Genomic DNA, 12,432 nt, shown 5'->3' with positions numbered 1-12,432 from the left:
ATCTACTCCACATCAAACGTATATTGGATGGATTGCTTCGCTGCATGCCGCTCGATCGCCAGCTGGATCAAATTGTCCAACAGCTCGCCATAAGGCTTGCCGGTTTCTTTCCACAGCAGCGGGTACATGCTAAACGGTGTAAAGCCAGGCATCGTATTAATTTCGTTAATGTAGATCTTCTGATCCGTCTTGCCGAGGAAGAAGTCCACACGGGATAAGCCGCTGCCATCAATCGCCAGAAAAGCTTTAATCGCCAGTTCTCTGATTTCGTCCGCGATTTCATCCGGAATCTCTGCAGGGATAATCATTGCTGACTTACCGTCCAAATATTTTGCCTTATAATCGTAAAATTCATTCGAAGACACGATCTCGCCAGCCACAGAAGCAATCGGCTCATCATTGCCCAACACCGCAACCTCAATCTCTCTGGCGTCGATATTCTCTTCCACAATCACCTTGCGGTCGAATTGGAAGGCCAGATCAACAGCGTCGATAAGCTCCTGCTGGTTTCTCGCTTTGGAGATCCCCACGCTTGAACCCAAATTCGCCGGTTTGACAAAGCACGGATAGCCAATCGCAGTTTCTAGCTCCAACAAATGATACGAACGATTCTTATTCCATTCCGTACGGGTGAAATGACGGAATACGCACTGCGGAAGCCCTTCCTGCGCGAAAACCTTTTTCATCATCACTTTATCCATACCTACTGCAGACGCTAATACGCCGCCCCCTACATAAGGGACATTAGCGATTTCCAGCAAACCTTGAATCGTGCCATCTTCACCGAATGTGCCATGCAGCAGCGGGAAGATCACATCCAGCCCGGCATCCGCTGCATTAGCAGCTGCTCCGCTCGTGGAAATGCTGACTTCGCCTTGAGGCTGAACAGAGCCGAAGATCGGCGCCAGCGCGTTGGAAGCATGCGGCTCCGCGTCTGACGATGCGCTGAACGTCAGCGCATCCTTGGACTCGGCTGGTGCCAGCAGCGGCGCGCCGCTCTTCCATTCCCCTTTTTTGGTAATATAGAACGGGGTCACTTCATATTTATTGAAATCCATAGCCTTCATTACTGCAAGTGCGGTTTGCAAGGACACGTCATGCTCTCCGGATTTGCCTCCGTAGATGAGTCCTACTCGAATTTTGCGGTTCATTACGTACCCTCCGTCTAGTGGTTCTATCCTTCATGTCTTACATTTCATCGATTACGCGAACGAAAATATATTTGGTCCGCTCCGTGTAAGCGGGTGAATCTTTATACGCCCAATACCTGTGCCGGGCGTTGTACGTATGCGCGTTCACGAGAGGCATTCCGTTCGCATCTTTGGCCGTCACGATGACATTATGCTGGTACCGGCCATCGCCGTCCCAATCGTAGCTGATCGTGTCGCCAGGCTGAAGTTCACGCGGATCTTGGACAGCATGACCGCGAAGCCCTCTGCGGCTATGCGAGATATAAGATTGGAGGCTATTGGCAACTGCCCAGCTGAAGCTCCACAGCTCATGCGAGCCCTGCTTCCCGGCATACCACCAGCCCAAATCTCTTTTCCCAGTATAGTCCATCGGAGCCCCGCCTGCAAAGAGGCACTGAGACACAAAATTAGTGCAATCGACTTCAAATTGTTCATATCTAGGGTTGTAACTATTCCACCAAGTTTCCGCATATTCGACAACTTTCTCGCGGTTGTACTTAATTTTTCTGTGTGTGGATTCCGATGCACCGCTCTGGAGAATACTATGATTAATGAAAGGAAGCGACGGTGTTCTCCGGATCATACCGGAGTCTTCCCCATCACTTGGCATAAAGATACCCCGCGGCTTGACGGGGAGCGATCTTTCCGGTGAGAGGGTCTCTGCGCGACTGACCAGCCATCTGCCGGATGATGTTTCTTCTATTAATATACGCTCCGGTTCTATGCGTTCCTCGATATGATCAACGGATCCAATCCGGTAATGAATGGCGCGGCGAAGCTGAATATCAGCCAGGATCCCTTGTGTGGTCTCTTTCACGCCGTTTAGACGCAATTTCGTTTCACTTCGTCCAGGCTTCACTTCGCGCTCCAGGTTGCTCAACTTCAGCCTGCTCAGCCGGGCCTCCTGCTTCCGTATATAAGCGCTGTCTGAGACGTGAGCTTCCATCGGTGCAGACGAGCCTTCGAGCTCCGCCTGATTTTTGGCGTGAACGTAGTTATAAAGCGCTGTTTTCCAGGACATCGGGATGACCTCCTATGCTGATTTGGCTGTTCAACAAGTTTAACTTGTTTCAACATAACAAGCTTCCTAACAATATTCGGGCAATTTTTAGTCAAGGCGTACAAGCATGATCCGACAATCTTGAAGGCATTATAATCTAGTAAATGAATTGTGCAGCGACGATGACACACAGGACAGGCTTTTACGGGCTCTTAATTGTTTCAATATATGACTTCACGGCGGTAAAAATGATTGAAATAAATCTTTACGGAAGCATAGGGAGAAGGTATACTTGGAGTAGAGGGATTAATGAAATTGAGTTTCACTAGTTGAAACCAATGGAATGAAGATATTTTAAGGAGGAACTCACATGTCTAACAAAGACAATTTTTCCGTTCGTAAGCAGTTAAACGTCGGAAGCAAGTCTTTCCAGTACTACAGCCTTCCTGACTTTGAAGGTCAAGGCCATGGCGCAATCAGCAACTTGCCTTTCTCCATCAAAGTTTTGCTGGAAGCCGCTGTTCGTCAATTCGACGGCAGAGCTATTACTAATGAACACGTAAGCCAAATCGCCGGTTGGGCTAACAACCGTGATGCAAATAAGGAAATTCCTTTCATCCCTGCTCGTATCGTTCTTCAAGACTTCACAGGCGTACCGGTTGTCGTTGACCTTGCGGCCATGCGTGCAACCGTTGCTCGTGAAGGCGGAGATCCGAAACAAATCAACCCGCTAGTTCCAGTTGACCTGGTTATTGACCACTCCGTCATGGTTGACGCATTCGGTTCCCCAGACGCGCTGGAAACGAACATCAACCTTGAGTTTGAGCGTAACGAAGAGCGCTACCGTTTCTTGCGTTGGGCACAAACAGCGTTCGATAATTTCCGCGCGGTTCCACCATCAACAGGTATCGTTCACCAAGTTAACTTGGAGTACTTGGCTTCCGTAGCCGCTACCAAAACGGTTGACGGCGAAACTGTCGTATACCCGGATTCACTCGTAGGTACGGACTCCCATACAACGATGATCAATGGTCTTGGCGTAGTAGGCTGGGGCGTTGGCGGTATCGAAGCAGAAGCTTGTATGTTGGGGCAACCTCTGTACTTCGTAGCTCCTGAAGTTATCGGCTTCAAATTGACAGGCAGCCTGGCAGAAGGCGCAACAGCAACGGACTTGGCTCTGACAGTTACACAAATGCTGCGTAAAAAAGGCGTAGTTGGTAAATTCGTAGAGTTCTACGGTCCTGGTCTGAGCAACATCTCCTTGGCTGACCGTGCAACTGTAGCGAATATGGCTCCTGAGTACGGCGCAACAGTCGGCTTCTTCCCGGTTGACTCCGAAACATTGAACTACTTGAGAGGCACTGGCCGCGAAGAAGAGCAAATCGCCCTGGTTGAAGCTTACTACAAAGCACAAGGCATGTTCCGCACAGATGCAACTCCAGATCCAGTGTTTACAGACGTGATCGAGCTTGATTTGAGCACAGTTGTACCAAGCTTGGCAGGCCCTAAACGCCCTCAAGACCGCATCGAGCTGACGAACATGAAGGAGTCCTTCAACTCCATCATCCGTACGCCAATCGACAAAGGCGGATACGGCTTGACAGAAGAGAAAATCGCAGAAGTTGTGGATGTTAAATATCCAAGCGAAACTGTGAAAATGGGTACAGGTGCCGTTGTCATCGCAGCGATCACATCTTGTACAAATACATCTAACCCTAGCGTTATGCTTGGCGCAGGACTTGTAGCGAAGAAAGCTGTCGCACTCGGCCTGAAAAAACCAGCATACGTGAAGAGCTCCCTGACTCCAGGTTCCCTGGTTGTTACCGACTACCTGGTCAAAGCTGGATTGCTGGAGCCGCTTGAAGCGCTTGGCTTCCACGTTGCAGGCTACGGCTGCGCAACTTGTATCGGTAACTCCGGTCCGCTTCCAGATGAAGTGAGCAAAGCGATCGCTGACAACGATATGACGGTAGCGGCAGTTCTGTCCGGTAACCGTAACTTCGAAGGACGCGTTCACGCTCAGGTTAAAGCGAACTACCTAGCATCTCCTCCACTGGTTGTAGCTTATGCGCTGGCTGGTACAGTGAACATCGACTTGGCGAAAGACCCTATCGGTTACGACCAAAACGATAAGCCTGTCTACCTGAAAGACATCTGGCCTACGAACCAAGAGGTTCAAGAAGCACTTGGCATCGCTCTTAACGCTGACATGTTCCGTGAGAAATACAGCAACGTATTCCGTGCGAACGAGCGATTCAACCAAATCGCAGTTCCAGAAGGCGACCTGTACGAGTTCGACAAGAACTCCACATACATCCAAGAGCCTCCATTCTTCACTGATTTGGGCACAGTGCTTGACGATATCGCTGATATCCGCGGCGCGAAAACTTTGGCACTCATGGGCGATTCCGTAACAACGGACCACATCTCCCCTGCGGGTAACATCAAAGTTGACAGCCCTGCGGGTAAATACCTGATCGAGCATGGCGTGAAGAAAGAAGACTTCAACTCCTACGGTTCCCGTCGTGGTAACCACGAAGTGATGATGCGCGGAACGTTTGCGAACATCCGCATCCGTAACCAAGTGGCTCCAGGTACTGAAGGCGGCGTAACAACTTACTTGCCAACAGGCGAAGTCGAGTCCATCTACGATGCTTCCATGAAGTACCAAGATGCAAACACGAACCTGGTTGTTATCGCTGGTAAAGAGTACGGTACAGGAAGCTCCCGTGACTGGGCGGCTAAAGGTACGTTCTTGCTGGGCGTTAAAGCTGTAATCGCAGAAAGCTTCGAGCGTATTCACCGCAGTAACTTGGTGGGCATGGGCGTTCTGCCGCTTCAATTCGTGAATGGCGAAAGCTGGAAGTCCCTGAACATCACAGGCCGTGAAACATTCGATATCACAGGTCTGAGCAACGATGTTCAACCAGGTTCCACAGTTCAAGTAACAGCGACTCGCGAAGATGGTTCCACATTCGAGTTCAGCGCACTTGTACGTCTGGACAGCATGGTGGATGTAGACTACTACCGTAACGGCGGTATTCTGCAAACTGTTCTTCGTCAAATGATGGCTGAGAAAAAATAATGCATACCGATCTGGAATTGCCCCTGCGGCAGTTCCAGATTTTTTTATTGCCAATAACTGCGGGTTGAGACCAGTCCCCCCTGCCCCTATAATAGACAGGAGCGAAAGGGGAGATGATGATGAAATCTTTAAACAAGTTCGTCCTTATCATGCTGATCGCGGTTATTGGGATAACCTCTGGTTTTGGCAGCTTTACGACGCAGACTACACACGCGGCAACGGCGATCCTTAAACGTGGAAGTCAAACCGGCGATGTGTGGGACCTTCAATTCCGGCTAAAAATGCTCGGTTACTATACCGAACAAATTGATGGCATATACGGAGCTTCAACAACGGCTGCTGTGCAAAACTTTCAGCAGAACTACGGTTTAACACCGGATGGTATCACTGGCACCAATACGTGGAACGCTTTATTCAAATTCTCGGCGAATCAAGCCGAATTGGATATATTGGCCAAAGTTATCTACAGTGAAGCACGCGGTGAATCCTATGAAGGGCAAGTCGCGGTAGGCGCTGTCGTCATGAACCGTTTGAAATCAGGCAATTATGGCAAAACCATTCAAGATATCGTCTTCCAGCCTGGCGCCTTTACCGCTGTCAGCGACGGCCAATATTGGCTTACGCCAGACAGAACTGCGTATTTGGCTGCACAAGATGCTGTGAAAGGCTGGGATCCAACCTATGGCTCCCTCTACTACTTTAATCCCAATACAGCGACTAGCTCATGGATTTGGTCGCGTCCGCAAACTGTGAAGATTGGCAATCATATTTTTGCAAAATAACAAAGAGAGGTTACCTGCCCCTTATGGGGGTGTGGTAACCTCTTTTTGTGCATCAGGGACATAGGGCGGCTGCGTGTCTGCATACCAAGGATTCAAGTGGACGAGCACCTCGTCTACATCCGTATACGTATCTTTAATTTTTTGCTTAATTTGGCGGCTGATATCATGCCCTTCCTGAATGGTGAGTGTGCCGGAAACACCAATCCTCGCATCGACCAAAATATAATGGCCATGCTCACGGGCCCGCAGCCGGTCAATTCTTTTTACTTCAGGTACAGTACGGATCATGGAGGCGTACTGGGCGATATGCTCGCTGCTGACACTTCGCTCCATCAACACATCGAAGGATTCTTTTCCCATTTCAATAGCTAATTTCAAAACCAATATAGAAACAATGATGCCCGCAACAGGGTCACCGTAGGCCAGAATGCCGATCCCGTACAAATCGCCGAGCAGCGCCAGCCCGATCCCTACCGAAGCGGCAATCGAGGCATAGACATCCGCCAGATGATCATAGGCGGTAGCAATCAGCCCTTTGCTGTTCATGCTCCGACCGATCCGCATCGTATACACATAAAGGACCTGCTTCCAGATCAGCGATACCACCGCGGCGAAAAAAGCGATAAGGTGCGCTGGCTCCGGCGGCTCAAAAAGCGCATGAATAGCATGATACCCCATATAAATGGACGCGCCGCCCAAGATAATAGCGACAATGAAGGCACCGAGCACCTCGGCTTTGCCATGTCCGTACGGGTGGTCTTCATCCGCGGGCTTGTTGGACACCCTCATGGAGCTGTAAGCCGTCGCTGTCGCAATCACATCCCCGGCATTATGGATGCCGTCGGCGATTAGCACTTGGCTCTTAAATAAGAAGCCAACGACAATTTTCATGGCCGTCAGCACGACATTGCTGGCCAGACTGATCCAGATGGCTAGCATCGAGGCCGTTTTGCTCATCGGGCCTGCCCCCTTTCCTTCTAGTAGTATGACCGCCTAGAAGCAAAAAATCCCCCGATCCGCGAGGGATCGGGGGACGTGCGGGACGATGCGCTTAACGCAGCATCGTGCCCATGCGCCGCGCCGCTTCCATAATGTGCGGCGCCTGCTCTTGCATCACTTCCAGCGTCAGCCTGTTCGCTGGACCGGAAACCGCGAGCGCGGCGACAAGCCGCCCGCCGCGGCCGATAATCGGCGCGGACACGGCTGCCGCGCCGGGCTCGCGCTCTTCGACGCTCGTGGCGTAGCCCGCGCGTCTTGTTTCGCTGAGCTGCTGCACGTAAGCCAGCATGTCTAGCCCGCTCGGCCAGTCGGCAGAGGCCAGCAGCTGGTCTTGCACGGCGGGCTCGGCGAAGGCGACGAGCACCTTACTCGAGGCGCCGACGTACAACGGCATGCGCGACCCAACAGGAGCAACACGGCGGATCGCGTGGTTGCTTTGCACCGCTTGGATGCGCACGCGCTCCAGGCCGTCCTGTACGTACAGCGAGATCGTCTCGCCGAGCTGATCACGCAGCCGTTCCATCTCCGGCAGCAGAATGATGCCGGGGTCGCTCTCCTTCGACAGGTTCGCAGACAGCTCCCAGAGCCGGTAGCCGAGCCTGTATTTGTCCGTAGCATTGTCGCGCATGATGAAGCCCTTGCCTTCCAGCGAAGCCAGCAGGCGGTGCACCGTGCTCTTGTGCAGCTCGACACGGCTCGCAATCTCCGTTAAGGTGAGCTCGGTCGTGTCTGTAAAACAAAGCAAAATATCTAAAGCACGCTCCACTGCGCGAACCGTAAGCTTAGCATCTTCCATAGCGCCACCACTCTCATTGTGCGGGTCGGTCACGAGCTGCCGGCGTGTGCCAACCCTAGTTTGTCAGTTATTCGGTTAACCGTATAGTTTCACCTTGTGAAACTGAGTTACTATCAGTATAACGAAACTGGCACGTATAGTAAAGGATGCCAGTCGTTTTTTTAATATTACAGAATCTTTACAGCGACCTTACAAATCTTGCACCACGATTGACTTGTAAGCGCATACAGTATACCATTAAGATAACGGGTTACTTATCTGAATATTCCGTCAAATTTCCTATTTTTCCCTGATACCTCGTCTTGCACCAGGGTACATGAGCTGTTTCGATTCTATGAGGGAGGGATATGCATGTCAACAACATCACTTACACCCGGATCTAGTTCACTGCAAACGCCACTGGATCAAACTGCGGCCGCGCCGCTCATTCGCAAGAAGAGGCTGGTTCCCACCATCCTGATCTCATTTCTTGTATTATGCACATCTCTGCTGCTTTCGTTCCATGCTTACATCGCCTGGACGCTGGCAAGACCGCATATCGATCCGCTGCACTCGAATCCGCTGCAAGCTGTCGGCCTTCCTTACAGCAGTGTTACATTCCCGAGCCGCAACGGGGAATCCAAGCTGGACGGCTGGTTCATTCCGGCGCACTCGGACAAAACGGTCATTTTCTCACACGGTTACGGCGGCAATCGCGAAGAGCTGTGGGTTCCGCTGTACAGCCTGGCCCGTGAGCTGCATCTGCAAAACTACAATGTGCTGATGTTCGATTACGGCTACGTTCATCCTGGCAGCGAACGTCTTATGACAGGCGGCATCCAAGAGTCGCAGGAGCTGCTGGGCGCTATCGATTATATCAAGAGCTTATCGAACGGTTCCATCTATGTTTGGGGATTTTCCATGGGCGCCGGGACTGCGCTGCAAGCCGCATTGCAAAGCGGCAGCGATATCGCCGGCATGATTCTGGATAGCACCTTCCTGTTAAATCCGGATACCCTTTACCATAATATGAAACAGTACGTCAATGTGCCGAAGTTTCCTTCACTTCCGCTCGTCCGGCTGTTCTTCCCGCTTCTGAATGGCGTCAGCCTCCATGAGGTGCCTTATCAGAAAGTAACGGACACCGCTTACTCCATGCCGATCTTCTTCATCCACGGCACAGATGACAGCAAAGCTCCTTACGAGCTCATCTATGATATGTTCCAGAAGCAGACCGATTCATTCGATCAACTCTGGATTATCCCGCAAGCGCAGCATGAGCTGCTCTACCGCGCAGAACCGCAAGCGTACTTAAGTCGTACTCTGAACTTCCTGCAGGAGATTGGCTCCACGGCCCATACCGACCTTGGTATTCCCTCCTCCCTATAAAATCGGCCCCTCGCGGGGCCGATATTTTTTTGCCATTTGTCTATTTAGTCCATTTCGTAAATCGAGCCTGACTTGCTGGCAAACAGCTCCGCGTACACTTTCTCCGCATAAGCGTCGGTCATGCCGGAAATATAGTCGGCGATGAAGCGCGGCCACGTCCATTTCCCTTTGTGCCGCTCATAGCTATCCATCCAATCCGGCGGCAGAATCCATTGACCTTTATCGGGATTGATAAAAGAGTCCCACAGCCGCTCAACGATGATTTCGCTGCGCTTTTGCAGACGCTGCACGCGAAAATCTTTAATCAGCGTCACCCACGCCAGCTTTTTCAATATTTCCATCGTCCGCAACAGGTCGAGATCTTCAGCTTCATTCCTGACTAATGTAACTTTTTTCCATCCTCTATCCAAATCATCGATGATGTCCACTCGGCTTGCGAACAAGCTCACCCAGCGCGCTTTCATCTCGCGGCGCGTCCTAGACGGCTCGCGGTTGCATTCGACGAAAATTTGCTGCCATTGCTCCAAATAATCGGACAATACCCGGCGGACCATCTTTTCCAAGTCCACCTGTTCCCATTCGAACTTGGCATTGTTCGGGTCGTTCAAAATCTCCATCACCAAGTGCCGCAGCAGCCGGCCATCTTCGAAGAACGTGGCGTTCATCTGAATTTTCCCAGCACGAATGCCGTCCTCGATATCATGCGTCGAATAGGCGATGTCATCGCAAAGATCCATCAGCTGCGCTTCCAGCGTGGAACATCCGGCCGGCATGTTCCACAACCTGCGGATCTCACGGATTGTCTCCCACTCCGCTCCATAGACCCCCTTCAGCCTGCCTTCTTCCTCGATCAGGAACGGATACTTGTTGATGCCTAGCAGCACCGCCGCTGTCAGATCCAGGCCGCTGTCGCTGCCTGCTCGCTTCTCCAGGAACATGAGGATGCGGAAGTTTTGCGCGTTGCCTTCATACTTGAGGCCATAATCTTTCATGAGGAGATGGTTTAGCACTTCCTCGCCTTTATGCCCGAACGGCGGATGGCCGAAATCATGCGCCAGCGAGGCACATTCGACGACCGTCGGATCGATAATCAAGCCGGGATGTTCCCGCTTTTGCAAAAAAGGATTTATGCGTTCCAGCCGCTTGGCCACTTCACGGGCAATCTGCGCCACCTCTAACGAGTGTGTCAGCCTCGTCCGATAATAGTCCCCTGAGCCAGCGCCAAAAACCTGCGATTTCCCCTGCAGCCGGCGAAATGCAGGCGATTGTATCAATCTGGCATAATCTCGTTCAAATTCATCCCGTTCTTCGTTCGCTTTTGAGGAAACGGCCTCTCCAGGACGCATTTTTCGGATATTATTCATTGGTAAGCCCCCTCTAGCTACGACATTCCTAGTAACAGTTTATGCCAGAGCATGTTCGATGTTTCAATCAATTCCATGTGATTCTATGATGATTATGTTAAAGAATACTATATACATCCGCTCGGCAACAAGTTATCTCGTGCCGATGGTAAGAAAAAAAGGGATGCTGCACAAGACGGTTGTCAGTGCTCACATCCCCGGGATCGCTCCCTTATTTAATTAGCGACAGAAACTCCGCTCTGGATCTGTGATCACTGCGGAACGTTCCGCGAACCGCGGACGTTACCGTTTTACTGCCGTACTTCTTGACGCCTCTGGAGCACATGCACAAATGCTCGCCCTCTACGACGACCATCACGCCATGCGGCTGGAGCACGTCTTGGAGAATATCGGCAATCTCGGACGTGATCCGCTCCTGGACCTGCAGCTTACGGGTCACGACGTCAACCAGGCGAGCGAATTTGCTCAAGCCGGCGACTTTGCCGCTAGGCAGGTAACCCACGTGCACTTTGCCGAAAAACGGCGCCATATGATGCTCACATTGGCTGTAATACACGATGTCTTTGATAATGACAAGCTCTTCATGCTGCTCATCAAATGTGACACCGAGGACGTCGCGCGGATTCGCCGAATAGCCGGCGAAAATCTCCTCATACATCCGGGTCACGCGCGCTGGTGTATCCAGCAGTCCTTCTCGATCCACGTCTTCACCGATCAAGCGCAAAATTTCTCTGACATGCTTCTCGATTTCTGCGCGATTCTCGGCGACTCTCTCATTCTTATATTCTATAGATGCCATCTTGTTCACTCCTCTTCGTCTAAACCATGCAGGTCATCAGCATCTTCATGCTGCTGCGAAGCGCTTTGCTGTCCTTGTGCGCTTTGGCGAGCAGGAGACTGCCCTGCAGCATCGATACGATGGGAAGGGCCGCTTCCTCAGGATTCAGCCCGTCAAGCACAAACTCGCCTTGTCTGCAGCCTTCCTGCAGGCAGCTGGCCACCCGCGCTTCCATTTCCGTGAAAAAGCTGCTGAGCGGCTTGCGCAGCTCCTCAGAGCGGTCGCTGAGCTCGAGGGCCAGGTTGCCGAAGAAACATCCTTTCCGGCATTCCTGCTCCTCGATGAACGCCAGCATCCGCTCGAACAAAGCGAGCACGCGCTGCTTCGGCGACAGCTGCACGTTTCCAAGACTCGGGTCCATGACCGTATCCCGCATCTCCTGCAGCTTGCGTTCGATAACCTTGACGCCAAGCTCTTCTTTGCTTTTGAAATGATAGTAGAAATTGCTCTTGCACACGCCGCTGGTCGATAAAATATCTTCAAGCCCCGTACCTTGAAAGCCGTAATCATGAAACAACTCCATTGCAGCATTCAAGACGCGGTCCTTATTGTTCGCCATGATACGCCACCTCTGGATAGTACTGGTACGTCCTAATCAGGCCCGATCACTTCCGGGCGCTACGAGAGTCGAGCGGATGGATCAAGTCTGCTATTCCGCTTAAGCAGAGCCTTGCTTCCTGGAAGGTGCACATGAACGGAAGGGCTCTTGCACCCTCCGTATGTACGGTCCGACTGCAAAGCCCTTTTGAACGATTCGTTATGGTGTTATTTCCACTTTTGATTCTTCATCATGCTTTGTACTTTAGCCATTTGCTGCTTATTCATGTTGTAGCCCATTTGCTTGGCCATCTTTTGCAGCATTTCCGGATTACTCTGCATTGCTTCCAGCTGCCTTTTCAAATAGAATACCCCGATGAAGAAACCTCCGACTAGGCCAACGATCAGCGTCAGAATCGGAATAATAATACTCCACATACCTTAGCCCCCTGCAACTACAATGTTTGAAAATA

General features: G+C 51.4%; 11 protein-coding genes. 3 read left to right on the top strand and 8 right to left on the bottom strand.

All coding sequences use genetic code 11. The features are described from left to right. Positions 1-2 precede the first annotated feature (2 nt). Together O9139_RS08410 and O9139_RS08405 are read right to left on the bottom strand one after the other, a co-directional pair. The gene (locus O9139_RS08410; protein ID WP_270879005.1) at positions 3-1,151 is read right to left on the bottom strand and encodes a D-alanine--D-alanine ligase; all 1,149 of its coding nucleotides are present in this window, start codon (positions 1,149-1,151) and stop codon (positions 3-5) included. A gap of 37 nt (positions 1,152-1,188) precedes the next feature. Further along, entirely contained in the window at positions 1,189-2,211 is a 1,023-nt protein-coding gene (locus O9139_RS08405) for an amidase domain-containing protein (protein WP_270879004.1), read from the bottom strand. A gap of 349 nt (positions 2,212-2,560) precedes the next feature. On the opposite strand from O9139_RS08405, the gene acnA reads away from it, so the two are divergent. Together acnA and sleB are read left to right on the top strand one after the other, a co-directional pair. Next, entirely contained in the window at positions 2,561-5,275 is a 2,715-nt protein-coding gene (gene acnA, locus O9139_RS08400) for an aconitate hydratase AcnA (RefSeq protein ID WP_270879003.1), read from the top strand. Between the two features lie 119 nt (positions 5,276-5,394). Then, positions 5,395-6,057 (top strand): spore cortex-lytic enzyme, encoded by a 663-nt coding sequence (sleB, locus tag O9139_RS08395; protein ID WP_270879044.1) that lies wholly within the window; start codon positions 5,395-5,397, stop codon positions 6,055-6,057. 21 nt (positions 6,058-6,078) lie between these two features. On the opposite strand, the gene O9139_RS08390 is transcribed toward sleB, so the two are convergent. Both O9139_RS08390 and O9139_RS08385 read right to left on the bottom strand, forming a co-directional pair. After that, positions 6,079-7,014: a cation diffusion facilitator family transporter gene (locus O9139_RS08390; RefSeq protein WP_270879002.1), complete on the bottom strand. Its 936-nt coding sequence runs from the start codon at positions 7,012-7,014 to the stop codon at positions 6,079-6,081. A 94-nt stretch (positions 7,015-7,108) separates the two neighbouring features. After that, the gene (locus O9139_RS08385; protein WP_270879001.1) at positions 7,109-7,852 is read right to left on the bottom strand and encodes an IclR family transcriptional regulator; all 744 of its coding nucleotides are present in this window, start codon (positions 7,850-7,852) and stop codon (positions 7,109-7,111) included. Positions 7,853-8,203: 351 nt separating this feature from the next. On the opposite strand from O9139_RS08385, the gene O9139_RS08380 reads away from it, so the two are divergent. Further along, positions 8,204-9,220, top strand: coding sequence for an alpha/beta hydrolase (locus O9139_RS08380; RefSeq protein ID WP_270879000.1), 1,017 nt, complete (start codon positions 8,204-8,206; stop codon positions 9,218-9,220). A 44-nt stretch (positions 9,221-9,264) separates the two neighbouring features. Here O9139_RS08380 and O9139_RS08375 read toward each other — a convergent pair whose 3' ends face one another. The 4 genes from O9139_RS08375 to O9139_RS08360 all read right to left on the bottom strand — a co-directional run bounded on the left by O9139_RS08375 (position 9,265) and on the right by O9139_RS08360 (position 12,397). After that, positions 9,265-10,584, bottom strand: a complete 1,320-nt coding sequence (locus O9139_RS08375; protein WP_270878999.1) for a deoxyguanosinetriphosphate triphosphohydrolase family protein — start codon at positions 10,582-10,584, stop codon at positions 9,265-9,267. Positions 10,585-10,795: 211 nt separating this feature from the next. Next, on the bottom strand, positions 10,796-11,383 hold the full coding sequence (gene folE, locus O9139_RS08370) for a GTP cyclohydrolase I FolE (protein WP_270878998.1): 588 nt from the start codon (positions 11,381-11,383) through the stop codon (positions 10,796-10,798). Positions 11,384-11,402: 19 nt separating this feature from the next. After that, the gene (locus O9139_RS08365) at positions 11,403-11,981 is read right to left on the bottom strand and encodes a TetR/AcrR family transcriptional regulator (RefSeq protein WP_270878997.1); all 579 of its coding nucleotides are present in this window, start codon (positions 11,979-11,981) and stop codon (positions 11,403-11,405) included. A 206-nt stretch (positions 11,982-12,187) separates the two neighbouring features. Continuing rightward, on the bottom strand, positions 12,188-12,397 hold the full coding sequence (locus O9139_RS08360) for a YneF family protein (RefSeq protein WP_270878996.1): 210 nt from the start codon (positions 12,395-12,397) through the stop codon (positions 12,188-12,190). Positions 12,398-12,432: the final 35 nt, after the last annotated feature.

The organism is Paenibacillus aestuarii, assembly GCF_027789125.1.
In the GTDB taxonomy this organism is placed as follows: domain Bacteria; phylum Bacillota; class Bacilli; order Paenibacillales; family NBRC-103111; genus Paenibacillus_E; species Paenibacillus_E aestuarii.
Note: the sequence above shows the minus strand (reverse complement) of the source record. Positions and strands in the feature narration are given on the sequence as shown.